Origin of the sequence: Methyloversatilis sp. XJ19-13 (genome assembly GCF_024580155.1) — a bacterium.
Lineage (GTDB): Bacteria > Pseudomonadota > Gammaproteobacteria > Burkholderiales > Rhodocyclaceae > Methyloversatilis.
In genome coordinates this window covers 163,570-187,245 of the sequence record NZ_JANINH010000003.1, presented here as the reverse complement: position 1 = coordinate 187,245, position 23,676 = coordinate 163,570, and the positions used below count along the sequence as shown (strand labels likewise).

Genomic DNA, 23,676 nt, shown 5'->3' with positions numbered 1-23,676 from the left:
TCAGGAAAAGTGGTCGTAGCCGCGGTGCGCGACCGGCAGTACGCAACCCTGCGCGTCGATCAGGCTGACATCGCCGGCGCGGCCGACGCACATCGCACCGATGCGGGTCAGCGGCAGCGACAGGGATTCGGACAGCTGGCGCAACGCATCGTGCGCGCTGCTCGGCGCGCAGAACAGCACTTCATAGTCGTCGCCGCCGGCCAGCAAGGCGCGGCGCACGGTCGCCTCGTCATCGCAGGCGGCCTGCAGCGCGGACCAGGGCAAGGCTGCATCCTCGACCACGGCATGCAGGCCGCTGGCCGCTGCCACGTGACCCAGATCGGCCAGCAATCCGTCGGACACGTCGATGGCCGCACTCGCAACGCCCTGCAGGGCACAGCCCAGAGCCACCCGGGGCAGCGGTTTTTCCAGCGCAGCGATGCATTCGTTGCGACGCGCGTCCTGCAACCGCAGGCGGCCGAGCACGTCGGCCAGCCCCAGCGCAGCCCGACCCGGCTGGCCGGACACCCAGATGTCGTCGCCGTCCCGCGCACCGCTGCGGCGCAGCGCATTGCCGGTCGCAACTTCGCCGAATGCCGTCACGCACAGCGTCAGCGGGCCGCGCGTCGTGTCACCACCGATCAGGTCGACACCATATAGGTATGCACACTCGAAGAATCCGTCGGACAAGGCGGCCAGCCATGCGTCGTCGACCTGCGGCAGCGACAGGGCGAGCGTGACCCAGCGCGGGGTGGCCCCCATGGCGGCGAGATCGGACAGGTTGACCGCCAGCGTCTTCCAGCCAAGCCGGCGCGGATCGGTATCCGGAAGGAAGTGGGTGCCGCTGACCAGCATGTCACTGGTGACGGCCAGTTCGCAGCCGGGCGACGGCGCGACCAGCGCACAGTCATCGCCCGGACCAAGCGCATCGCCACGCATCGGCCGGATGAAGTGGCGGCGTATCAGCTCGAATTCCGGGCTCACCGGACTCACTTGAATAGCGACTACCGACGCGGACGGTTGCGTGCCGCCTCGACTTCCACCGCGCGCAGTTGCGGCGCCAGCTTGTCGAGTACGCCATTGATGAACTTGTGGCCATCCGAACCACCGAAATCCTTCGCCAGTTCGATCGCTTCATTGATCACGACGCGGTACGGCGTGTCGATCTGGTGCGCCAGCTCGAAGGTCGCCACCAGCAGGATGGCGTGCTCGACCGGCGACAGCTCGCCGACCGGCCGGTCGAGATGACTGCCGAACTGGACGCGCAGTGCGTCGGCCTTGTCGTGCGCGCCATTGAGCAGCGCGCGGAACAACTTGCGGTCGACCTTCGTGAAGCCGTCGTCTTCGCTCAGGTGCGCGTCGATTGCCGGCAGGTCGTTGCCGGACAGCAACCACTGGTAAATGCCCTGCACCGCGAATTCACGGGCCAGACGGCGGCCCGATTTGCGCGGTGCGTCGGCGGCCTTGATGTCGCCGGTGTCGGAGGAGGTGTTGTCCATGGATCAGTCTGTCAGTGTGGCGATCAGGCGGGCCATTTCGACCGCGGCGCGGGCGCAGTCGGCGCCCTTTTCGTGCATGCGGGCAAGCGCCTGATCGTCGTCTTCGGTGGTCAGCACGCCGTTGGCAATCGGCACGCCGGTCTTGAGCTGCACGTCGGACACGCCGCGCGCCATTTCGTTGGACACGATTTCGAAGTGGTAGGTCTCGCCGCGGATGACCGCACCGAGCGCAACCAGCGCGTCGTACTTGCCGGACAGCGCAAGCCTCTGAAGTACCAGCGGAAGTTCCAGCGCGCCGGGTACGCTCACGATCAGCGTGTCGGCCGGCGCCACGCCCAGCGTGCGCAATTCGGCGCAGCAGGCCGACAGCAGGCCGCTGCCGATGTCCGGATTGAAGCGGGCCATCGCAATGGCGACGCGCAGGCCCTTGCCGTCGAGATTTTCGGCGATTTCGGGAATGTCATTGAAGCGCGGCATGGAGGTTCTCGCTTGTTCGGTCAGTCAGTCAGGTAGCCGGCCAGCTCGAGGTCGAAGCCGGCCATGCTCGGAATCTTGCGCGGATTGGCCAGCAGCCGCATCTTGCGCACGTCCAGCGAGCGCAGGATCTGCGCACCGACGCCGAAGGTACGGGCGTCCCAGCGCGCGGCCGGCGCGGCGCCCGGATCATCGAGCAATCGGCGCAGATCGGCGTCGGTTTCGGTCCGGCGCAACATGACGATCACGCCGCAACCCGCATCGTTGATGATCTGCATCGAGCGGTCGATGCTGAAACTGTGGCGCGGGCTGTCGCCGTCGAGGAAATCGAGCACCGAAATCGGCTCATGCACGCGCACCAGCGTTTCAGCGTCGGGATCGATGTCGCCCTTGACCATGGCGAGATGGATTTCGCCGGTGGTCATGTCCTCGAAGCCGTGCAGCATGAAGCGGCCCCAGGCCCCGCTAACCTCGCGCCGAGACACTTCGCGCACCAGCGCCTCGGTGGCCGCGCGCCACGCGATCAAGTCGCGGATGGCGCCGATCTTCAAGTCGTGTTCCTGTGCGAAGGTGATCAGGTCGGGCAGGCGGGCCATCGTGCCGTCGTCCTTCAGGATTTCGCAGATCACGGCCGCCGGCTCCAGTCCGGCAAGATGGGCCAGATCGCAGCCGGCTTCGGTGTGGCCGGCGCGGATCAGCACGCCACCCTTCTGCGCGGTCAGCGGGAAGATGTGGCCCGGCATCACGATGTCGTCGGGTTTCGCGTTGCGTGCCACGGCGACCTGGATGGTGCGCGCGCGGTCATGCGCCGAAATGCCGGTGGTCACGCCGGTCGCCGCTTCGATCGACGCCGTGAAGGCGGTGCCGTGCGGCGTGCGGTTGTGGCGCACCATCTGTTCCAGCCCGAGCTGGCGGCAGCGCTCTTCGGTCAGCGTCAGGCACACCAGGCCGCGACAGTGCTTCACCATGAAATTGATCGCTTCCGGGGTGACGAATTCGGCCGCCAGCACCACATCGCCCTCGTTTTCGCGATCTTCCTCATCGACCAGGATGACCATGCGGCCGGCCTTGATGTCGGCGATGATGTCCTGCACCGGTGCCAGTGCGCTCATGCGTTGTCCCCCGCAACCATCATGCGCTCCGCGTAGCGGGCGATCAGGTCGATTTCCAGATTGACGCGGCTGCCGGCGGCAAGCGCGCGCAAGGTCGTGACGGCGACGGTGTGCGGAATCAGGTTGATCGAAAACTCGCAGCCCTCGTCGACATCGGTCACGCGATTGACCGTCAGGCTGACGCCCTGCACGGTGATCGAGCCCTTGCGCGCGATGTAGCGCGCCAGCGGGCGCGGCGCGACGATGACCAGTTCATGCGATTCGCCGATCCGGGCGAAGCGGCGCACCACGCCCACGCCATCGACGTGACCGCTGACCAGATGGCCACCCAGCCGGTCCGACAGGCGCAGCGCCTTTTCCAGATTGACCTCGCCCGGTGCGTCCAGTCCGACCGTGCAGGTCAGCGTTTCCTTCGACACGTCGAACAGCGCATGACGGCCGTCGATGCCGACCACGGTCAGGCAGACGCCGTTGTTGGCGATGGAATCCCCGACGATGACGTCGTCGAGCCCGAGGCCGTCGGTGTCCACGGTCAGACGGACGCCCTGCTCAAGCGGGGCGATATGGGTGATGCGGCCGATGGCGGCCACGATGCCGGAAAACATGGGGAGAGGACGTGAGCTGCGAAGGAAAACGGATTTTACGCGATCAGCGCGGGCCGCTGGCGGCGATCGCGCGGCCCAGCGTCGATGAGAATGGACCGGCCGGCACGAAACCGACCACGCGCGTTCCGGCGATCTCCTGTCCCGACCGGTCGAAGAACAGGATGCCGGGCGGCCCGAACAGCCCGAATCGCTTCAGCAGCGCCTGGTGTTCGGCGGAATTGGCGGTCACGTCGGCCTTCAGCAGCGTCATGCCGGCCATCTGCGCCGCAACCTGCGGGTCGCTGAACGTGAAACGCTCCATTTCCTTGCAGCTGACGCACCAGTCGGCGTAGAAATCGAGCATGACCGGTGCCGTGGCCCCGGCCAGACGGGCATCCAGCTCGGCCGCGCTGCCGACCGGCTGGAAGGCGGGTGCCGCTGACGCTGCGGTCGCACCGCCGCGCAGTACCGCCAGCGGCTGCAGCACGTCGCGCGAGCCGGCCGCCGCGCCGATCAGCAGGCTGGCACCGGCCAGCAACGCGATCACACCGACGCCCTTCCACAGCTTGTGCCAGCCGCCGGCATGCGGCGGCAGTGGATCGAGCGCGTGCAGATAGATGCTGGAAGCGATCAGCAGCGCGGCCCACGCCAGCATGGTCACCAGACCGGGCAGCACCGGCGAGGCTATCCAGATGGCGGTCGCCAGCAGCAGCACGCCGAAGAAGCGTTTCACGCCTTCCATCCAGGGCCCGGTGTGCGGCAGCAGCGAACGCGAGGCCACACCGACCGCGATCAGCGGCGCGCCCATGCCGAGCGCCATGGCGAACAGCGCCAGCCCCCCGAGCACGGCGTCGCCGCTCTGCGCGATGTACAGCAGCGCGCCGGCCAGCGGTGCCGCCACGCAGGGACCGACGATCAGCGCCGACGCCGCCCCCATCAGCAGCAGGCCGCCGATCGAGCCGCGCTGGTGGTTGGCCGTGTCGGACAGACGCGACTGCAGTGCGGTCGGCAGTTGCAGTTCGTAGAAGCCGAACATCGACAGCGACAGCGCGACAAACACCAGCGCAAAGCCGCCCAGCACCCAGGCGTTCTGCAGCGCCGCCGACAGCAGGGTGCCGGACAAGCCCGCCGCCACGCCGGCCAGCGCATAGGTCGCGGCCATGCCCAGCACGTAGGCCGCCGACAGCGCGAAAGCGCGGCTGCGCGAAATGTGCACGCCGTGGCCGACGATGATGCCGGACAGGATGGGCACCATGGGCAGCACGCAGGGCGTGAAGCTCAGCAGCAGCCCGAAACCGAGGAAGCTCACCGCAATCAGCCACAGGTTTCCGCTGCGCATCAGGCCGGCGACCATTGACGACTCGTCGCCAGCCGGTGCGGCAGACCGAACGGGCGGTGGCGCCAGCGCAGGCGCTGCCGGTTCCGCCGCCGGCTCGCTGCGCCCGCCCAGTCCGCGCAGGCGGTCGAGCACCGACGCACCCGCCGCCTCGTCGAACCCGGCCGCATTCACCCGCACCCCGGGGTTGGCCGGATCGAGCACCAGTGTCTGTTCGGACGGCGGATAGCAGATGCCCGCGTCGGCACAACCCTGCGAACGCACGGTCAGCGTGATCGGCGTGTCCGGCGTGGAGCCGAGCAGCAGCCGGATCGGCAGCACGCCGCGGTGCACCTCGACGTCGCCGAAGATTTCGTCCTTCTTCATCTTGCCGGGCGGGATGTCGGCCGGGCCGAGCGCCGCCTGCTCGGCCGCAAAGCCCAGCTTGTCGCGATAAAGGTAATAGCCGTCGGCAATGTCGAAGCGCACTTCGACCGTCGTCGCATCGACCACCGTGGCCGACAGCCGGAACGCCTGCTCGAGCGGCAACAGCGCGGGTTCGGCCCGTGCAAAAGCGCTGAGGAACAAGGTCAGCGCGAGGCAAAGCAAGCGAAACAAACGGGGCAGCATCGGGATCATCGGTGGCGCTTCAAGGGCGGACGGAACATCGGTGGGAAAGTCTTGCATCAGACACTCGGCGCAGCGGGTCGCGTGCACTCATCGACCCAGGTCAGGTATTCATCCAGCCCACGCTCGACTGGCACGGCAATGATTTCGGGCAGTTCGTATGGATGGGCGGCGCGCAATGCAGCCGCCAGCGCATCGCAGGCGGCTGCGCTCGTCTTGATGGTCAGCGGTACTTCCCGCGCGTCCTCGACCACGCCCTGCCACCTGTAGATGGACCGGACCGGCGCACCGATGCTGACACATGCGGCCAGCCCGCGCTCCACCAGATCGCGCGCGATGCGCGTGGCCGCGGCTTCGTCGGGCAGCGTGGTCAGCACCAGCAGCATGCGTGCGTCACTCATTGTCCGGCTGGCGCGGTGGCGCGCCACCAGCGTTCGATCAGCAGGCGCAGCACGTGCAGCCGGCCGTGGAAGAAGTGGTCCGCTTCGCCAAGCACGCTGACCGGCAGGTTCTGCGGCGCGGCCCAGGCCAGCACGTGGGCCAGCGGCACGACCTGATCGCGCTCGCCATGGATCACCAGCGCATCCTCGCGCACCGGACCCGGTGCGTAATGGCGGATGCCCTCGACCGTTCCGGCCGCCAGCCCGACCAGCACCATGCCGGCGACCGGCTCTCCGCGCACGGCCAGCGCGTCGGCCACCCGGGTCGTCACGTAGGCGCCGAAGGAAAAACCGGCGACGATGACCGGCAGAGGGCCGAAGCGCGCCCGCGCATGGTCGAGCACCGCCAGCTGGTCATCGGTTTCGCCGCGGCCCTCGTCGTGCGTGCCCTCGGTCCGGCCAACGCCGCGGAACTGCGCGCGCAGCGCGACGCACCCCAGTTCGCGCAGGGCGCGCGCCACCGTCAGCACCACCTTGTTGTCCATCGTGCCGCCGTACAGCGGATGCGGATGACCGACCAGCGCAATCGCACGCGGCGCGCCATCCGGCAGTTCGGTCAGCGTTTCGATCGCGCCGACCGGGCCGGCAATCACGCTGCGTTCGGACTGTATGCGTGCGTTCATCAGACTTTCAGCCGCTCGACCACGCGGCCCTTGACCAGATGTTCTTCGATGATTTCGTCGATGTCTTCCTGATCGACATAGGTGTACCAGACCGCTTCCGGGTATATGACCATGACCGGTCCTTCGCTGCAGCGGTCGAGACAGCCCGCCATGTTGACGCGTGCCTTGCCTTCGCCCGACAGGCCGAGCGCCTTGACGCGCTTCTTGGCGTAGTCGCGCAGCCCGGCCGCGCCCAGGCTGTTGCAGCACTGCTCACCTTCGGACCGCTGGTTGCAGCAGAAAAACACATGATGCTTGAAGTGGCTCATCGGCCAGCCTCCGGATGGGTAAGGCGTCGTAAGTGGACGGTCGTCAGACCGTGATTATCGGTGATCGTGGGCAGCATGTCGGCTGCGCCCTTCGCGTGCCTGCAGCGCCATCAGGTACGGAAGGGCGAAATACGGCCACAGCGCCGACGCCAGCCGCGTCAGGCCGCTGAAGTTGAAGAAATGTCCCGCCCGCCATGCATCCGACACCGCAGAGGGGTAAGGGTTGTCCGGCGCGAGATTCACCAGCGCCACCCCCGCCAGCAGCGCCAGTGCAGCCAGCGCGAAACGCAGCGTGGCCGGGAGCCACAGCACGAGGCCCAGAGCCAGCGCCCCGGCCACGAGACCGACCAGCGCGCCGGGCGTGGCCCACAGCCAGGCGCCGCCGTCGGGTACCAGCACCGCACCCGACCCCGCCTTGACGGCCAGCGCGACGACAAAGCCGCTGGTCAGCAGCCACAGGCTGCGGGCGCGCATGCTGTGCCAGCCGATCACGCCGACGCCCACCATGGCGCAGACGCAGGCGCCGATCTCGACCGCGCGGTAGCGTCGTTCGGTGAAATCGACCGGCGCCGGCAGGCCGAGCAGGTCGCGCAGGTCACCCAGACCGAACAGCGGCGTATCCGGATCGATCTGCGCCACCCACCACAGACACAGCAGCACCAGCGCGATGTCGCCGGTGTGGCCGCGCACGATGCGCCGGGTGCGCCAGCGGGCCAGCGCGCCGCCCTCATTGAGCACGCCGCCCCAGCGCCAGCCGATCAGTGCGCCGATCGCGGCCCCGAGCAGGTTCGACAGCACGTCCAGATTCGAAGGCACACGGCTCGGCAGGTAGTGCTGCAGCAGTTCCAGGCTGATCGACAGCCCGGTCGCCAGCACGATCGCCAGCAGCAGTGCCGGCGTGCGGCGCAGCCGGGGCGCCGCAGCCGGCACCAGCAGGAAGCCGAGCGGCAGGTATCCCAGCGCATTGGCAACGACGTCGAAGCGCGTCCAGTAGCGCGGCCACGGCGCTGTCAGGAAATCGAGCAGGTGGTCGCCGGCATCGCGGAACTCGCCCAGCGGGTGCAGGCTGGCGTAGGCGATCAGCAGCGCCCACGCAATGGCAAGGTGGCGCGCCAGCTGGGTGGTGTGCGGGCCGGATCGGGTCATGCCAGCAGCGCCGCCAGGGCGACGTAGCGCGCGCCCTTGCCCAGCCCCATCATCAGCGCGCTGCGCCAGGGCGGCAGGCGCAGCCAGCCGGCTGCGACGCACAGCGCATCGCCGACGAACGGCGTCCACGACAGCAGCAGCACCGGCGTGCCGTGCCGGCGCACGAATTCGAGTCGTTCCGGCAGCGCCCGCCCCGGAATCAGCCGTCCCATCCAGTAACTCGCCATGCCACCGGCCGTATTGCCCAGCGTGGCGAGCAGCACCGCCGCAACACGCTGCTCCGGATGTGCCGTGACGACCGCCATGAACATCGGCTCCGAGCCGACCGGCAGTATCGTTGCCGCGAGGAAGCTGGCGATGAACAGGCCGCCCAGGCTGGCTTCGGCGCCGGGCATCCAGTCCATCATGGCGATGCGGCGCGCGCGCACGGCATTTGCCGGCAGAGCGCGCGCGCTGCTAGGCTTGCGCCCCTGTGCGCCGGCCATTCCCGCGTCGGCGCGCGCAAGGCTGTATCCCCATCATGCACATCGACTACCTCGAAAAGATCCTGAACGCGCAAGTGTACGACGTGGCGATCGAAACGCCGCTCGACCTCGCCCCGAACCTGTCGCGGCGCATCGGCAACACCGTTCTGTTCAAGCGCGAAGACATGCAGCCGGTGTTCTCGTTCAAGCTGCGCGGCGCCTACAACAAGCTGGCCAACATGACGCCCGAGGCGCGCGCGCGCGGCGTCATCTGCGCCTCGGCCGGTAACCACGCGCAGGGCGTGGCGCTGTCGGCGGCGAAGCTGGGATGCCGTGCGGTCATCGTCATGCCGACGACGACACCGCGCATCAAGGTCGATGCGGTCGCGGCACGCGGCGGCGAGGTGGTGCTGGCGGGCGAATCCTACGACGAAGCCTACGCCCATGCGCGCACGCTCGAAGCGGAACAGGGCCTGACCTTCGTGCACCCCTTCGACGATCCGGACGTGATCGCCGGTCAGGGCACGATAGGCGTCGAAATCCTGCGCCAGCATCCGAAACCGATCGACGCGGTGTTCTGCTGCGTCGGCGGCGGCGGGCTGGTGGCCGGTATCGCCGCCTATATAAAGCGGCTGCGGCCGAACACCCGCATCATCGGCGTCGAGGCGTCGGACGCCGACGCGATGGCGCAGTCGCTGGCGGCCGGCCGGCGCATCCAGCTCGACAGCGTCGGGCTGTTCGCCGACGGCGCGGCCGTCAAGCTGGTCGGCGAAGAAACTTTCCGGCTGGCGCAGCAGTATGTCGACGAAATGGTGCTGGTCGATACCGACGCCATCTGCGCGGCGATCAAGGACGTGTTCGAAGACACGCGCTCGATTCTCGAACCGGCCGGCGCGCTCGCGGTGGCCGGCGCCAAAGCCTGGGCCGCGAAGAACAACGTGAAGGGCGCGACGCTGGTGGCGATCGCCTCCGGCGCCAACATGAACTTCGACCGTCTGCGCTTCGTCGCCGAGCGCGCTGAAATCGGCGAGTCACGCGAAGCGGTGCTGGCGGTCACGCTGCCGGAGCGGCCGGGCGCTTACCGCGAGCTGGTCGCGCTGTTCGGGCGGCGCAACATCACCGAACTGAATTACCGCTACAAGGATGCCAGCGAGGCGCACGCCTTCGTCGGCGTGCAGGTGTCGGGGCGCGACGAGGCGGCCGAGCTGGTGCGCCATCTGGTGGCGAACGGCTATCCCGCGCTCGACCTGACCGACGACGAACTGGCCAAGCTGCATGTGCGCTACATGGTCGGCGGGCGCAGCCCGGAAGCCGGCCAGGAACAGGTGTACCGTTTCGAATTTCCGGAACGTCCGGGCGCGCTGATGAAATTCCTCGAAGCGATGAGCCGCGACTGGAACATCAGCCTGTTCCATTACCGCAACCACGGTGCCGACTATGGCCGCGTGCTGGTCGGCATGCAGGTGCCGGCGAGCGATCGGGCCGCGCTGCAGACCTTCCTCGACGCGCTCGGCTACGCCTATCGCGACGAAACCGACAACCCGGCCTACAAGCTCTTCCTCGGATGAAACCTTCGCTGTTCGCACGGCTGCTGGCGCTGATGTGCGGCGCACTGACCAGCGCCGTCGCGCTGGCCGGTCCGCTCGCCTACATCACGAACCAGGGCTCGCACGACGTCAGCGTGGTCGATGTCGACACATCGCGCGTGATCGCCGCGCTGCCGGCCGGCAAGTCTCCGGCCGGCGTGTGGGTCAGCGAGGCGGCGGGCAAGGCCTTCATCAGCAGCCCGGACAGTGCGAGCATCACCGTCATCGATCTGGCGACGCGTCGGGTCACCGGCAGCATCCCGGCCGGCAAGAGCCCGGTCGGCATCACGGTGACGCCCGACGGCCGACGACTGCTGGTGGCGGACTGGTTTTCGCACCGCGTGCTGGTGTTCGATGCCGCCACACACGCCGCGCTGGGCGAAATCGCGGTCGGCAACGCGCCGGCCGGACTGGTCGCCTCGCCCGACAGTCGTACCGCCTGGGTGGCCAATCGCGACGACAACGCGGTCGGCGTGCTCGACCTCGCGCAGATGACGCAGGTGTCGACGATTGCGGTCGGCAACCATCCGTTCGCACTGGAACTGTCGGCCGACGGGCGCACGCTGTACGCGCTGAACGTGTGGAGCAATGACGTGTCGGTGGTGGACATCGCGCAGCAGCGCACCGTGGCGACGCTGCCGGTCGGCAAGGGACCGTACGGCATCGCGTTTTCGGACGACGGCGCGCGCGCCTATGTGACCAATCAGCAGGGCGACAGCGTGTCGGTCATCGACACCGCGCAACGTCAGGTCATCGCGACCTGGCCTTCGGTCGTTTATCCCGAGGGCGTTGCGGTGACCGGCAATACACTGCTGGTCGTCAGCTGGATGGACGATCTGGTCGGCGTGTTCGACGCGCAGACCGGTGCGGCGCGCGGCACCATCGATCTGGGCCGCAACCCGAGAGGCTTCGGCCGCTTCATCCATCGCCCGCCGCCCGTACATTGATCGCTGCGGCGCTTGCGGCTATCGTCGCGGCCTCTGCAGCACCCAGGCAACAACCGTTTTTGACAACCGAGGAGACACCATGCGCGCAGTTTCGGCGTTCATCATCATGCTGGCCGCATCCCTTGCCGCCACCTTCGCACACGCCCACGGCCCGACGCGCCAGAAGGCGTTCGAGTCGATCACGATCAAGGCCAGCCCGGACGCGGTATGGGCCAGAGTGAGCGATTTCACCCAGCTGCAGAGCTGGCATCCGGCGGTCGAGAGCAGCACCGCCACCAACGGCAGCACCGTCGGTTCGGTCCGCACATTGATGCTCAAGGGCGGTGGTCAAGTCATCGAAACGCTGGAATCCATCGACCCGGCTGCGAAGAAGTTCTCCTACCGCGCCAAGGATGGCAGCGCGCTGCCGGTCACCAACTACAGTTCCAACATGACGGTGAAGGCCGGCGAAGGCGGTACGGCCGTGGTGGAATGGCGCGGCGCCTTCTACCGCAAGTACATGAACAACGATCCGCCGAAGGGCGAGGACGACGAAGCCGCACTGAGCGCCATCACCGGTGTTTACAAGAGCGGTCTGGAAAACCTTAAGGCCGTGCTGGAAAAGTAGGCGGCCCGACTGACGCGAAAGCCGGCGCTTGCACCGGCTTTTTTTCGCCCGTCGCTCATCGGTAGGGCCCGAACACCCCGGCTTCGGTGACGATCCAGTCCATCGGAATGTCGTGCGGCTGCGGGTCGAGATCGTCGAGTCGTCCGTCCTCGATGGCGATGCCGACGGCGCGCGGCGCGGGCGTGAGCGCCGCCAGCGTGCGGTCGAAGTGGCCGGCGCCGTACCCGAGCCGGAACCCGCGCGCGTCGAAACCATTGCACGGAATCAGCAGCAGCGCCGGCACCACCGACGGGCCTTCCACCGGATAAGGAATGCCGTAACGATCGGTCGCCATCAGGCTTTCAGGTGTCCAGCGACGGAAGGTCATCGGCTGGCCCTTTTCCCCGACCACCGGCAGCGCGGCCCAGCGCACCGCATCGCCGGCCAGCCAGGCGCGTACGACGGTCAGCGCATCGAACTCGCCGCGGTAGGGCCAGGTGAAACCGATCGAGGCGGGTGCAAGCTGCGCCAGCAGCGCCTCCAGATGACAAGCGATGTCGGCATGCCATGGAGCCAGCGCGGTCGCCGTCATGGCTTCACGCCGGCTGACCAGCGACAGGCGAAGTGCGCGCCGTCGGGCGCGATCGTCGGGAACATTCACGTGCGGGCGGTATCATGAGTATCAGCAAGCGAAAACGATAGCAGATGCCCATGCAATTCAACCTCCGTGCGCAGGTCAAGCGCGCATGCCGCCCGCTCCTGTTTGCGCTCGCACTGTGCGCACCTGCGGCGCAGGCCAACGGTGACGCCGCCTTCGTCGCCGCGCGCGATGCATTTTCCGCCGGCAACCGGCAGGCGTTCGAACGCCACGCGGCGGGACTGCAGTCGCACGTTCTGGCGTCCTACATCGAGTACTACCGGCTGCGCCTCGATCTCGACCGCGCCTCGCCCGACCGCGTCGCCGCCTTCCTCGAACAGCACGCGGGTACGCTCGTTGCACAGCGCCTGCGTTCGGACTGGCTGCGCCAGCTCGCGAAAGCCGAACAGTGGAGCGACTATCGCGCCGAGTACGCGCTGCTGCCGCAAAGCTCGCCGACACCCGAGGCCGATCTGCGCTGTCACGCGCTGCGCGCCCGGCTTGATGCCGCCGAACAGGCGGCACTCGCCGATGCCAAGCTGCTGTGGGAAACGATGGACGAGCCGCCCTCCGCCTGCGTGCCCGTGTTTGCCGCCCTGTTCGATGCCGGCCGCCTGACCGAGGACGAGGTGTGGCTGCGTGCGCGCCGTCACATGGAATTGCGCCGCCCCGGCCTGGCACGCAGCACGCTCGCCTTGCTGCCGGCGTCCGCCCAGCCGCCGTCCAGCGCACTGGACGACATCGTCAGCAACCCGACGCGCTGGCTCGATCGCCAGCCGGCCAACTTCTCGATCACCCGGCGCGGCCGCGAACTGGCGCTGATGGCCATCGCGCGCCGCGCGCGCAGCGACGTGCGCGGCGCTGAACGCAGCCTCGAAGTCATCGCCCACCGCTTCAGCGCCGGGGAGCGCGGCTATGCCTTCGAGCAGCTCGGCTGGCAGGGCGGGCAGCAGCACGATACGCGCGCGGTGCAGTGGTGCCGGTCGGCCGATGATGCGTTGCAGGGCGAAGAAGCTCTGGCCTGGTGCGCGCGCGCCGCACTGCGCGCGACGAACTGGAAGCTGCTGCGCGACATCATCGGCCGCATGCCGCAGGCGCTGGCCGAAAGGCCCGAGTGGATCTACTGGGACGGCCGGGCGCGCAGCGCGACCGGACACGTCGATCAGGCACACGCCGCGTGGCGGCGCATTGCCGGCGAGCCGCACTTCTACGGCCTGCTGGCGGCCGAGGAGCTGGACCAGCCGCACCGCCTGCCGCCGCAGGCCGCCGCCCCGTCCGTCGATGAAATACGCCGCGCCGAGGCAACGCCGGCGATCGCGCGCGCGCTCAAGCTGTTCGAGCTCGACCTGCGCACCGAGGCGGTACGCGAATGGAACTGGGCCATCCGCGATGCCGATGACCGCTCCCTGCTCACCGCGGCGCACGTCGCGCTGCGCCACAAGTTGTGGGACCGCGCCATCAACAGCGCCGACCGCACGACGCTGGAGCACGACTACTCGTTGCGCTATCTGTCACCGATGCGCAGCGACGTCGAACCGCATGTGCGCGCCCGCTCGCTCGATCTGAGCTGGGTGTATGGGCTGATGCGGCAGGAAAGCCGCTTCATCACGCGCGCGAAATCTTCCGCTGGCGCGCAGGGCCTGATGCAGGTGATGCCGGCGACCGGCCAGTGGGTAGCGAAGAAGATCGGGCTGAACGGCTACAAGCCCTCCCAGATCGCCGACCCTGACACGAATCTGCTGCTCGGCACCAGCTACATGCGCCTGGTGCTGGACAGCCTGGACGATCACCCGGTGCTCGCCAGCGCCGGCTACAACGCCGGCCCCGGACGGGCCAGGAAGTGGCGTGCCACCAGGCCGCTCGAAGGCGCGATCTACGCGGAAACCATCCCTTTCAATGAAACGCGCGACTATGTGAAGAAAGTGATGGCCAACGCAGTGCTGTACAGCCTGGTGTTCGGGCTGCCGGACAGCCCCGGACTCAAGCAGCGTCTCGGCACCATACAGCCAGGCCCGGGCGCGCTGGCGGATGATCCGATATAAGAGTGCGCCAGCGATGGATCGCGCCGGGATCGGCCGGCACACGCCTTGATCCCGGTCACGCATCCCCCGGCGGCGACGCTGGTAGCATGATCGCCGTTGTTCAACCAGAGTGAGCGCGATGTCCCTTTCCACAGTTCTCCTGATCGGCGGCAGCGGTTTCATCGGCAGCCACGTCGCCCGCCTGCTTGCCGAGCGCAATATCCGCGTCATCGTGCCGACGCGCCGGCGCGACCGCGCGAAGCATCTCATCCTGCTGCCCACGGTCGATGTGGTCGAAGCCGACGTGCACGAGGCCGCCACGCTGAACCGCCTGATGCAGGGCGCCGATGCCGTGGTGAATCTGGTCGGCATCCTGCATTCGCGCAGCGGCAGCCCTTGGGGTGCGAACTTCGAACATGCGCATGTCGCATTGCCGCGCGCCGTCGCCGCCGCGGCGAAGGCCGCCGGCGTACCGCGCATGGTGCAGGTCAGCGCACTGGGCGCGGCCGCAGACGCGCCATCCGAGTACCAGCGTTCGAAGGCTGCCGGTGAAGACGCCGTCCGCGCCAGCGGACTCGAATGGACGATATTCCGGCCGTCGCTGGTGTTCGGCGACGGCGAATGCTTCCTGCGCCTGTTCGCGGGGCTGCTGAAGCTGTTTCCGGTGATGCCGCTGGCCGGCGCCGACACGCGCTATCAACCTGTGGATGTTCGCGACGTGGCGCGCTGCATCGTGCATGCGCTCGACAGCGATGACGGCATCGGTCAGGTGTATCCGCTGTGCGGACCCAAGGTGTACACGATGCGCGAACTGGTGCAGCTGACCGGCCGCACCATCGGCCGCGATCCGTGTGTCATCGGCCTGCCCGGGCCGCTGGCATCGCTGCAGGCGCTGGCGCTCGAACTGGCGCCGGGCCCGACGCTGATGTCGCGCGACAACCTGCTTTCGATGAGCGTCGACAATGTGTGCGACGCCGGCTGCACGCTGCCGTTCGGCTTCACTCCGGCGCTGCTGGAAAGCGAGATCGGCCGCTGCCTGGCCGACTTCACGCCCACCGACCGCTTCGAGCGCGCGCGCTCGAAGGCACACAGATAGCATGCGCATCTACCGCGTCGGCGGCTCGGTTCGCGACGAGCTGATGCAGCTGCCGGCCGGTGACCGCGACTGGGTGGTAGTGGGCGCCACACCGGACGACATGCGGGCCGCCGGCTACGCGCCGGTCGGCCGCGACTTTCCGGTCTTCCTGCATCCCGACACGCACGAGGAATACGCGCTGGCGCGCACCGAGCGCAAGACCGCGCCCGGCTACCGCGGCTTCGTGTTCCACGCCGATGCATCGGTCACGCTGGAAGAGGATCTGCAGCGGCGAGACCTGACGATCAATGCGATCGCGCGGGCCGATGACGGCACGCTGATCGATCCGTGCAACGGTCGGGCCGACATCGAGGCGCGCGTGCTGCGTCATGTCGGCCCCGCCTTTGCCGAGGATCCGGTGCGCATCCTGCGGCTGGCCCGCTTCGCCGCCCGCTTCGTCGATTTCACCGTCGCGCCGGAAACGCTGGCGCTGATGCGCGGCATGGTGGCGGCGGGCGAAGCCGGCGCCCTGGTTGCCGAGCGCGTGTGGCAGGAGTTGTCACGCGGCCTGATGGAAGCGCGACCTTCGCGCATGCTCGAGGTGCTGCGCGAGTGCGGCGCACTGGCCGTCGTGCTGCCCGAGCTCGATGCGCTGTTCGGCGTGCCGCAGCCGGAAAAGCATCATCCGGAAATCGATACCGGCATCCATCTGCTGCAGTGTCTGGACTGGGCTGCCGACCACCAGGCGTCACTGGCGACGCGCTGGGCGCTGGTGGCGCACGATCTGGGCAAGGGCACGACGCCGCGCGAAGACTGGCCACGCCACATCGCCCACGAGGCGCGCAGCGTGAAGCTGGCGCACGCGCTGGCCGAACGCCTGCGCGTGCCGGCCGACATCGCCGACATCGGACGGCTGGTGGCGCAGGAGCACACCAACATCCACCGCGCCGCCGAGCTGCGTGCCGACACGCTGGTGAAATTGCTGGAGCGGCTGGACGTGATGCGCAAGCCGGCGCGGCTGGCCGACATGCTGCTCGCCTGCGAAGCCGACCAGCGCAGCCGGCCCGGCTTCGACGGCGCCGGCTATCCGCAGGCTAACATCGTGCGCAGGGCAGCCGCCGCGTTCAGGGCGGTCGACGCCGGCGCGATCGCGCGATCGATGGCAGACAAGGGCAGGACGGGATCGCCGGACAGCGGCCCCGCCATCGCGCGCGAAGTGCAGGCGGCGCGCATCGCCGCCGTGGCGGCTGCTCGCGCGGCCGACTGAGCACTCAGCCGGCGGGTTTCGCGTCGTCCCACAGCGACGCAATCGCCGGTGCGGGCGCGCCGAGGCCGAAGTGGCGATAGATCGCCGCGGTGACGATGCGTCCGCGCGGCGTGCGCTGCAGATAACCCTGCTGGATCAGATACGGTTCGATCACGTCTTCTATCGTGTCGCGCGATTCGCCGACCGCGGCGGCGAGGTTGTCCACGCCGACCGGACCGCCATCGAACTTGTCGATGATGGCGCCAAGGAGCTTGCGGTCCATCATGTCCAGACCCAGGCTGTCCACGTCGAGCATGGTCAGCGCGGCATCGGCCACTTCGCGTGAAATGGCGCCGTCGGCCTTCACCTGCGCGTAGTCGCGGCAACGGCGCAGCAGACGGTTGGCGATGCGCGGCGTGCCGCGCGAGCGACGGGCGATTTCGACGCTGCCGGCGTCATCCATCGGACAGTCGAGCAGGCGCGCCGAGCGGCGCACGATCAGCGCCAGTTCGTCGGCGGTGTAGAACTCGAGCCGGGCGACGATGCCGAAACGGTCGCGCAGCGGATTGGTCAGCATGCCGGCGCGCGTCGTGGCGCCGACCAGCGTGAACGGCGGCAGGTCGAGCTTGATCGAGCGCGCCGCCGGGCCTTCGCCGATCATGATGTCAATCTGGAAGTCCTCCAGCGCCGGATACAGGATTTCCTCCACCACCGGGCTCAGGCGGTGGATTTCGTCGATGAACAGTACGTCATTCGGTTCGAGGTTGCTCAGGATCGCCGCGAGGTCGCCGGCCCGTTCGAGCACCGGGCCGGACGTCTGACGCAGGCTCACGCCCATTTCGGCGGCAACGATGTGCGCCAGCGTGGTCTTGCCCAGACCGGGCGGACCGAACAGGAGCACATGATCGAGTGGCTCGCGCCGCGCGCGCGCCGCGGCGACGAAAATGTCGAGCTGTTCCCGGATCTTGACCTGACCGATGTATTCGTCGAGCCGCTTCGGGCGCAGCGCGCGCTCCAGCGCGTCTTCCTTCACGTCGGCCGGCGCGGCCGACACCAGACGTTCGGCGCCTGCCTGCAGCGGATCGGTATGGATCATGGCGTCACACCTCGGCCGGATCGAACCAGCGCCATTCGCCGGGCGCCAGATCGGCCGGCAGTTCGAGCCGGCCGACGGCGACGCGATGCAGCGCCTCGACCCGGTTGCCAGCGGCCGCCACCATGCGCTTGACCTGGTGGTACTTGCCCTCACCGATGGTGATGGCGATCCGGTGCTCGTCCAGCTGCTCGACCGCATGCGCGGCGACCGACACATCGGGCGCATCGTTCAGCGCCACGCCGCTGCCCAGCGCCTTGAGCATCGCGTCATCCACCGCATGCTTCACGGTGGCGACATAGCGCTTGAGCACACCGTGCTTGGGCGACGTGAGCTTGTGGATCAGCTGGCCGTCGTCGGTCAGCAGCAGCAGGCCGGTGGTGTCTTCGTCGAGCCGGCCGACGCACTGGATCGCGCGCACCACCAGCGGCGACGGCAGCAGCGAAAACACCGCCGGATGATGCTTGGGCTTCTGCGAACATTCGTGGCCGGCCGGCTTGTGCAGCATCACGTATGACGGCTCGTGATAGCGCCAGGCTTCGCCGTCGACGGTGTAGTCGAGGTCAGCCGTGTCCACGTCGACGAACGGGTCGTCGACCATTTCGCCGCGCACGGTGACGCGTTCGAGGCGCACCAGGGCGCGACATTCGCGGCGGGTGCCGAAACCCTGGCTCTGCAGGATGCGTTCGAGCTGCATGTCAGCGTTGTCCAACGTGTGGGTTGTATTGGCGTTCTTCGCCGAAGGTCGACATCGGGCCGTGGCCCGGAATGAAGCGGATGTCGTCGCCCAGCGGAAACAGTTTTTCGCGGATCGAGCGGATCAGGTCGGCGTGGTTGCCGCGCGGAAAGTCGGTGCGGCCGATCGACCCGGCAAACAGCACGTCGCCGACCTGGGCCAGCCGGCCGACGCGGTCGACGAACACCACATGACCCGGCGTGTGGCCCGGGCAATGCACGACGTCGAGCGTCACGTTGCCGACCGTGACGGTGTCGCCGTCGGCCAGCCAGCGCGTCGGCACGAAGGGCCGGCACGGCGGAAAGCCGAACATCTGCGACTGCACCGGAAAGCCGTCGATCCAGAACTTGTCGTCGGGGTGCGGGCCTTCGATCGGCAGGTCGAACTGTTCGGCCAGATCCAGCGTGGCGCCGGCGTGATCGAGATGGCCATGCGTCACCAGGATCTTTTCCAGCGTGACGCCCTGCCGCTCGACCTCGGCCAGCACCCGTTCGAGATTGCCGCCCGGATCGACCACCGCGCCCTTCATGGTTTCGTCGCACCACAGCAGGGTGCAGTTCTGTTCGAACGGGGTGACCGGAATGATGGCGTGACGGAGCATGCGGGGAAACGGGAAAAGGCAACGACCGCCTATTGTACGTGGTGGGTGCGCGAGGCATCCGCCACATGCAGGGCGAGATGCAGCTGGCGCGCGCTGCGGGCAGCGGTTACGGTCGATGGACGTGACCACAGCGGGGCAGCACATCGTGATCGACCTTTATTTCTGGCCCACTCCCAACGGCTACAAGGTATTGATGTTTCTTGAAGAATCCGGCATCGAACACCGCATCGTGCCGGTGAATATCGGCGCCGGGGAACAGTTCCGGCCGGAATTTCTCGCCATTTCGCCGAACAACCGCATGCCGGCCATCGTCGACCATGCGCCGGCGGACGGCGGCGCACCGCTGTCGGTGTTCGAATCCGGCGCCATCCTGCTCTATCTGGCCGAAAAGACCGGTCAGTTCATGCCGGGCGGGCTGCGCGGGCGGGTGCAGACGCTGGAGTGGCTGTTCTGGCAGGTCGGCGGGCTCGGCCCGATGGCCGGACAGAATCACCATTTCGTGCAGTACGCGCCGGAACCGATCGCCTACGCGATACGCCGCTACGTCGACGAAACCTCGCGCCTGTACGGTGTGCTGAACAAGCATCTGGCCGATCGCGACTTCATCGCCGGCGGACAGTACGGCATCGCCGACATGGCAAGCTATCCGTGGACCGTGCCGCACAAGCGCCAGCAGATGAATCTCGATGACTTCCCGCATCTGAAGCGCTGGCACGAAGCCATACGCGACCGTGCGGCCACCGTGCGGGCGTATCTGCGGGGCGTCCAGATCAGCGACAAACCGGTGGTCGACGAAGTCTCCAGCAAGCTGCTGTTCGGGCAGAACGCCGACACCGTGGGCAAGGCTCAGGGCGTCTGACGCGGTAACGCCATGCAACGTGTTCGACGCGCTGCACGATGAAGCGCGGATCGGCCTGTGCTAGGCTTTCCAGCACTGCGTCGGAGTCTTTGGACATTGAAGCGCAGACCACCGCGGAGCCCGGCACATGCGGGTGCCCGCTCCTCCGGTTGGTCATTCGATGTCAGCAGACCCCGGTCGCATCTGTCCAGTCCTTCGGGAGAAAGCAATGAGTGCCGAAAAGCTGATTCACGACGCCGCCGACGAGTGCGAATGGGACCCGGATACCGTCGTCGGCATCCTTGCCGAGTTCATCGACGAATTCACCGACCCGGATGATTTCAAGGCCTTCCTCGAAGCCCGCGTGGCCGAAGAGGCGGTCGATGATTACGACGAGGACGAAGAAGAGGAAAGCGCTGGCGCCGACGACTACTGAGCGCCCGCAGGCGGGTGCAACTTCAGCGCGGTGAGCCGGCGGCGAAGTCGCCGTCGAGATAGAACCAGCGACCGTTCTCACGCACGAAGCGGCTCGTTTCGTGCAGCCGGTGCGCGCGTCCGCCGAGCTTGCTGCGGGCAACGAATTCGACCGTGCCGTGGTCGGCGTCCTGCATCGCGCAGCGACGCACATCCAGCCCCAGCCACTTCAACCCAACCTCGTCGAGCGTCAGGATGGCCGGACGTGTCGTCGGGTGCCAGGTGGCGAGAAGGTAGTCGGTCAGACCGAGCACGTAGGCGCTGTAGCGCGAGCGCATCAATGCTTCGGGCGTAGCAGCCGGTTCGCCGGCGTGATGCCGTGCGCAGCAGTCGGCCGCGAGGCGACCGCTGCCGCACGGGCACACGCTCATTGCGCGCGCGTCACCCGGGTGTTGCCGCTCGCGCCGACCAGGCGGACGCGCTCGCCGATCGCAAATTTCTCGTCGCCCTCCTGTACCACCGCAATCACATTGCCGGTGTCGAGCCGTATCGTGATTTCCTGCCCCTTGCGGCGGGTCGCACCTTCCTCGATCAACGCGCCGGCCACACCGCCGACCACGGCGCCGGCGATGGCGCCTGCAGTGGATCCCTGACCGCCGGCCAGGCCGCCCACCGCCGCACCCGCAGCGGTGCCGATGTTCGACTTCGTGCCCTCGATCGTGATGGCACGGACGCCTTCCACCGTTCCCTGGCGGACCGACATTTCGCGCCGCGCCTGTTCGCGCGAATAGGTGTCTCCCGACAGGCTGGACTGGCAACCTGCGAGAACGATGCCGGCCAGCAGCAGGGCGGGCAATGCGATGCGATTCATGATGCTTCTCCGTATGCGGCCGCGACATCGCGGCCATGCTGACCTTTTACCGTGTGCCGCACAGCGCGTCAGCCGCCCAATGGTGAGCACATGTTTCGGCTCTCACGCCATTTCCGGAGCGCTCAGAACGCCAGATCACTGCCGAACGCCGCGCGATGACGTGCGGCGATATCGTCTCGCGTCGGCCGGTGGTTCTGGCCGCCCCGGCTGGCGATCTTGATCGATCCCATGACCGACGCCAGCCGTGCCGAGGCAATGATGTCGGCACCGCGCGACAGGCCGTACAGCAGCCCGCCGCGGTAGGCATCGCCGCAACCCGTCGGATCGGCCAGCGCATCGGCCGGCACGCAGGCAACTTCGGTCACCGAGCCACCGGTGTAGACACGCGAGCCTTCGGCACCGCGGGTCACGATCAGCGCCTCGACCCTTTGCGCGATCTGCGCTTCGGTCAGGCCGGTGCGCTCGCACAGCAGGCGTGCTTCGTAGTCGTTGACCGTGCACCAGCGTGCAAGATCCAGGAAATTCAGCAGATCTTCGCCGCCGAACATCGGCAGTCCCTGACCCGGATCGAACACGAACGGGATGCCGGCGTCGGCAAACTGGCGCGCGTGCGAAATCATGCCGTCCCGACCATCCGGCGCAATGATGCCCAGCTTGACGCCGGTGGCGTCGGACACACTGTTTTCGTGCGACACGTTCATCGCACCCGGGTGGAAGGCGGTGATCTGGTTGTCGTCGAGATCGGTCGTGATGAAGGCCTGCGCGGTGAAGGCGGTGTCTATCCGTCTCACATGCGTGGCCGGAATGGCGAGCGATGCGAGGCGGTCCATGTAGGGGCCGGCATCGTGGCCGACCGTGGCCATGATCAGCGGCTCGCCGCCGAGCAGCTTCAGGTTGTAGGCGATGTTGCCGGCACAGCCACCGAATTCGCGCCGCATGTCCGGTACGAGGAAGGCCACGTTCAGGATGTGTATCTGGTCGGGCAGGATGTGCTGCTTGAAACGATCGGGAAACACCATGATCGTGTCGTAGGCAATGGAGCCGCAGATGAGGACAGACATGAAGGCAGACCGGTGGCAAAAGGCCCGAGTATACGGGCTTCCAACGCCGTTTTAGCGTCGCACGCGCGCAACGCGCAGCGCTTCGGCGTTGTGCACGGTGGCGCGCAGCCGGGCGGCGAAGGCGTCCACCACGCTGTCCCAGCCCAGCTGTTCGACGCTGGCACGCGCATGCACCGCCATGCCGGCGCGCAGATTGTCGTCGAGCCCGGCGCGCACTGCCTGCGCGATGAAGGTGTTTTCGTCGCCCGGCTCGGCCAGCAGTCCGTTGTGCTCCGGCACCACCAGTTCAGCCGCAGCCGCCTGCGCATAGCTCACCACCGGCAGTCCGCTGGCCAGCGCCTCGGTCAGCACATTGCCGAAGGTTTCGGTCAGGCTGCCGAACAGGAACAGGTCGGCGCTGGCGTAATGGGTGGCCAGATCGTCGCCGCTGCGCATGCCGGCAAACAGGTGATGCGGATACTGCCGCGCCAGCGACTCGCGCGCCGGCCCGTCGCCCACCCACAGCATGCGCGCGTCCGGGCGCTGCGCGCGCAGCGCCTCGACGGCGCGCGCCACGAGGTCGAGGTTCTTTTCCGGCGCCAGCCGGCTGACGAATGCCACCACCGGGTCGCGCTCGCCGACGCCCCATGCGGTGCGCAGTGCCGCGCTGCGCCGCTGCGGCGAAAACAGCCGCGTATCGACGCCGCGCGCCACCACTTCGACGTTGCGGTAGCCACAGTCGATCAGCTGCGTCTGCATGGCACGGGTCGGTACGAATGTTTCGTGGCCCATGTTGTGGAAACGGCGCAGGTAGGCGGAAATCGGGCGCTTGAGCCAGCGGATGCCGTAATGCGCACTGTAGGCGTCGAAATTGGTGCGGAAGTCGCTGGTCACCGGCAGCTTCAACTTGCGCGCGCCCGCCATGGCTGACCAGCCGAGCGGGCCTTCGGTGACCAGGTGTACCAGGTCAGGCCGCTCGACCGCCCACAACCGGGCCAGCTTCTGCTTGGCAGGCAGGCCGACGCGCAGCGTTCCGTAGCGCGGAATGGGCATGCCGCGCGCCAGCACTTCGCGCAGCGCGCCCGACTGCATCGCGGTATCGTCCGCGTGCTGGCGCGGCCGGATCAGCTGGATGCGATGACCGCGCGCCAGCAGACCGTCGAGCATGCGCTTGAGGCTCATCGCGACGCCATTGATTTCCGGCGGGTAGGTTTCGGTCACCACGGCGATGCGCAGCGGTTCGTCTGCCGCGTGCAGTCGTTCCACGGTGAAGGCGAGTTCGTCGTCGGTGTCGTCCGGTCGCATCCGCGCAGTGTCGCGAACGGCCAATGCAGCAACATGACGGCACGGTGACGCAACCATGACAGCCACTTGATGTCTGTCGGCGCAACACAAACCGGCACTCGAACAAAAG

Annotated in this window: 27 protein-coding genes; 8 read left to right on the top strand and 19 right to left on the bottom strand. The window is 67.8% G+C overall.

Features of this window, described 5'->3' with window-relative positions; genetic code table 11:
- Genes thiL through NMQ14_RS05440 form a run of 11 tightly spaced genes read right to left on the bottom strand, consistent with a single transcriptional unit; the run spans nt 1 to nt 8,511 of the window.
- A complete protein-coding gene (gene thiL, locus NMQ14_RS05490) occupies nt 1-963 on the bottom strand; it encodes a thiamine-phosphate kinase (protein ID WP_257094196.1) in 963 nt (320 codons plus the stop codon).
- A 20-nt stretch (nt 964-983) separates the two neighbouring features.
- Nucleotides 984-1,478, bottom strand: coding sequence for a transcription antitermination factor NusB (nusB, locus tag NMQ14_RS05485; protein WP_257094195.1), 495 nt, complete (start codon nt 1,476-1,478; stop codon nt 984-986).
- Nucleotides 1,479-1,481: 3 nt separating this feature from the next.
- Entirely contained in the window at nt 1,482-1,955 is a 474-nt protein-coding gene (gene ribH, locus NMQ14_RS05480) for a 6,7-dimethyl-8-ribityllumazine synthase (RefSeq protein WP_069038672.1), read from the bottom strand.
- Nucleotides 1,956-1,975: 20 nt separating this feature from the next.
- Entirely contained in the window at nt 1,976-3,064 is a 1,089-nt protein-coding gene (ribBA, locus tag NMQ14_RS05475; protein ID WP_257094194.1) for a bifunctional 3,4-dihydroxy-2-butanone-4-phosphate synthase/GTP cyclohydrolase II, read from the bottom strand.
- Nucleotides 3,061-3,669, bottom strand: a complete 609-nt coding sequence (locus NMQ14_RS05470; protein ID WP_257094193.1) for a riboflavin synthase — start codon at nt 3,667-3,669, stop codon at nt 3,061-3,063. The genes ribBA and NMQ14_RS05470 overlap by 4 nt, the downstream gene beginning before the upstream one ends.
- Before the next feature lie 43 nt (nt 3,670-3,712).
- Complete coding sequence (gene dsbD, locus NMQ14_RS05465) at nt 3,713-5,593, bottom strand: protein-disulfide reductase DsbD (protein ID WP_373457182.1); 1,881 nt, start codon at nt 5,591-5,593, stop codon at nt 3,713-3,715.
- Between the two features lie 56 nt (nt 5,594-5,649).
- Nucleotides 5,650-5,991 (bottom strand): divalent-cation tolerance protein CutA, encoded by a 342-nt coding sequence (gene cutA / locus NMQ14_RS05460; protein WP_257094191.1) that lies wholly within the window; start codon nt 5,989-5,991, stop codon nt 5,650-5,652.
- The gene (locus NMQ14_RS05455; protein ID WP_257094190.1) at nt 5,988-6,653 is read right to left on the bottom strand and encodes an alpha/beta hydrolase; all 666 of its coding nucleotides are present in this window, start codon (nt 6,651-6,653) and stop codon (nt 5,988-5,990) included. Before NMQ14_RS05455 ends, cutA begins: the two co-directional genes overlap by 4 nt.
- Nucleotides 6,653-6,961 (bottom strand): ferredoxin, encoded by a 309-nt coding sequence (locus NMQ14_RS05450; RefSeq protein ID WP_257094189.1) that lies wholly within the window; start codon nt 6,959-6,961, stop codon nt 6,653-6,655. Before NMQ14_RS05450 ends, NMQ14_RS05455 begins: the two co-directional genes overlap by 1 nt.
- A 54-nt stretch (nt 6,962-7,015) precedes the next feature.
- Nucleotides 7,016-8,107: a VanZ family protein gene (locus NMQ14_RS05445; protein WP_257094188.1), complete on the bottom strand. Its 1,092-nt coding sequence runs from the start codon at nt 8,105-8,107 to the stop codon at nt 7,016-7,018.
- On the bottom strand, nt 8,104-8,511 hold the full coding sequence (locus tag NMQ14_RS05440) for a YqaA family protein (RefSeq protein ID WP_257094510.1): 408 nt from the start codon (nt 8,509-8,511) through the stop codon (nt 8,104-8,106). The genes NMQ14_RS05445 and NMQ14_RS05440 overlap by 4 nt, the downstream gene beginning before the upstream one ends.
- Nucleotides 8,512-8,627: 116 nt before the next feature.
- Here NMQ14_RS05440 and ilvA point away from each other — a divergent pair, with 116 nt between their 5' ends.
- From ilvA to NMQ14_RS05425, 3 genes are all read left to right on the top strand, one after another.
- A complete protein-coding gene (ilvA, locus tag NMQ14_RS05435; RefSeq protein WP_257094187.1) occupies nt 8,628-10,139 on the top strand; it encodes a threonine ammonia-lyase, biosynthetic in 1,512 nt (503 codons plus the stop codon).
- Nucleotides 10,136-11,104 (top strand): beta-propeller fold lactonase family protein, encoded by a 969-nt coding sequence (locus NMQ14_RS05430; protein ID WP_257094186.1) that lies wholly within the window; start codon nt 10,136-10,138, stop codon nt 11,102-11,104. Before ilvA ends, NMQ14_RS05430 begins: the two co-directional genes overlap by 4 nt.
- A 79-nt stretch (nt 11,105-11,183) precedes the next feature.
- Complete coding sequence (locus NMQ14_RS05425; RefSeq protein WP_257094185.1) at nt 11,184-11,711, top strand: SRPBCC family protein; 528 nt, start codon at nt 11,184-11,186, stop codon at nt 11,709-11,711.
- Between the two features lie 55 nt (nt 11,712-11,766).
- On the opposite strand, the gene NMQ14_RS05420 is transcribed toward NMQ14_RS05425, so the two are convergent.
- Complete coding sequence (locus NMQ14_RS05420) at nt 11,767-12,351, bottom strand: 5-formyltetrahydrofolate cyclo-ligase (RefSeq protein ID WP_257094184.1); 585 nt, start codon at nt 12,349-12,351, stop codon at nt 11,767-11,769.
- Between the two features lie 50 nt (nt 12,352-12,401).
- On the opposite strand from NMQ14_RS05420, the gene NMQ14_RS05415 reads away from it, so the two are divergent.
- The 3 genes from NMQ14_RS05415 (at nt 12,402) to NMQ14_RS05405 (ending at nt 16,690) form a co-directional block, all read left to right on the top strand.
- Entirely contained in the window at nt 12,402-14,369 is a 1,968-nt protein-coding gene (locus NMQ14_RS05415) for a lytic transglycosylase domain-containing protein (RefSeq protein WP_257094183.1), read from the top strand.
- Nucleotides 14,370-14,487: 118 nt separating this feature from the next.
- Nucleotides 14,488-15,444, top strand: a complete 957-nt coding sequence (locus tag NMQ14_RS05410) for a complex I NDUFA9 subunit family protein (RefSeq protein ID WP_257094182.1) — start codon at nt 14,488-14,490, stop codon at nt 15,442-15,444.
- Between the two features lies 1 nt (nt 15,445).
- Nucleotides 15,446-16,690 (top strand): multifunctional CCA addition/repair protein, encoded by a 1,245-nt coding sequence (locus NMQ14_RS05405; protein WP_257094181.1) that lies wholly within the window; start codon nt 15,446-15,448, stop codon nt 16,688-16,690.
- A gap of 4 nt (nt 16,691-16,694) precedes the next feature.
- On the opposite strand, the gene ruvB is transcribed toward NMQ14_RS05405, so the two are convergent.
- From ruvB to NMQ14_RS05390, 3 genes are read right to left on the bottom strand one after another with little or no spacing between them, the layout of a single operon-like run.
- Nucleotides 16,695-17,765 (bottom strand): Holliday junction branch migration DNA helicase RuvB, encoded by a 1,071-nt coding sequence (ruvB, locus tag NMQ14_RS05400; RefSeq protein ID WP_257094180.1) that lies wholly within the window; start codon nt 17,763-17,765, stop codon nt 16,695-16,697.
- A gap of 4 nt (nt 17,766-17,769) precedes the next feature.
- Nucleotides 17,770-18,459 carry a pseudouridine synthase gene (locus NMQ14_RS05395; protein ID WP_069040550.1) on the bottom strand — a complete coding sequence of 230 codons (690 nt, stop codon included), beginning with the start codon at nt 18,457-18,459 and terminating at the stop codon, nt 17,770-17,772.
- A gap of 1 nt (nt 18,460) precedes the next feature.
- The gene (locus tag NMQ14_RS05390) at nt 18,461-19,099 is read right to left on the bottom strand and encodes an MBL fold metallo-hydrolase (protein ID WP_257094179.1); all 639 of its coding nucleotides are present in this window, start codon (nt 19,097-19,099) and stop codon (nt 18,461-18,463) included.
- A 145-nt stretch (nt 19,100-19,244) separates the two neighbouring features.
- On the opposite strand from NMQ14_RS05390, the gene NMQ14_RS05385 reads away from it, so the two are divergent.
- Nucleotides 19,245-19,958, top strand: a complete 714-nt coding sequence (locus NMQ14_RS05385; protein WP_373457181.1) for a glutathione binding-like protein — start codon at nt 19,245-19,247, stop codon at nt 19,956-19,958.
- A gap of 208 nt (nt 19,959-20,166) precedes the next feature.
- Nucleotides 20,167-20,373 carry a hypothetical protein gene (locus NMQ14_RS05380; protein ID WP_257094177.1) on the top strand — a complete coding sequence of 69 codons (207 nt, stop codon included), beginning with the start codon at nt 20,167-20,169 and terminating at the stop codon, nt 20,371-20,373.
- Nucleotides 20,374-20,395: 22 nt separating this feature from the next.
- On the opposite strand, the gene NMQ14_RS05375 is transcribed toward NMQ14_RS05380, so the two are convergent.
- From NMQ14_RS05375 to NMQ14_RS05360, 4 genes are all read right to left on the bottom strand, one after another.
- A complete protein-coding gene (locus NMQ14_RS05375; protein WP_257094176.1) occupies nt 20,396-20,782 on the bottom strand; it encodes a YchJ family protein in 387 nt (128 codons plus the stop codon).
- Nucleotides 20,779-21,222, bottom strand: a complete 444-nt coding sequence (locus tag NMQ14_RS05370; RefSeq protein WP_257094175.1) for a glycine zipper domain-containing protein — start codon at nt 21,220-21,222, stop codon at nt 20,779-20,781. The genes NMQ14_RS05375 and NMQ14_RS05370 overlap by 4 nt, the downstream gene beginning before the upstream one ends.
- A 122-nt stretch (nt 21,223-21,344) precedes the next feature.
- The gene (locus NMQ14_RS05365) at nt 21,345-22,283 is read right to left on the bottom strand and encodes a carbohydrate kinase family protein (protein ID WP_257094174.1); all 939 of its coding nucleotides are present in this window, start codon (nt 22,281-22,283) and stop codon (nt 21,345-21,347) included.
- Between the two features lie 51 nt (nt 22,284-22,334).
- Nucleotides 22,335-23,567 (bottom strand): glycosyltransferase family 1 protein, encoded by a 1,233-nt coding sequence (locus NMQ14_RS05360; RefSeq protein ID WP_257094173.1) that lies wholly within the window; start codon nt 23,565-23,567, stop codon nt 22,335-22,337.
- Nucleotides 23,568-23,676 lie beyond the last annotated feature (109 nt).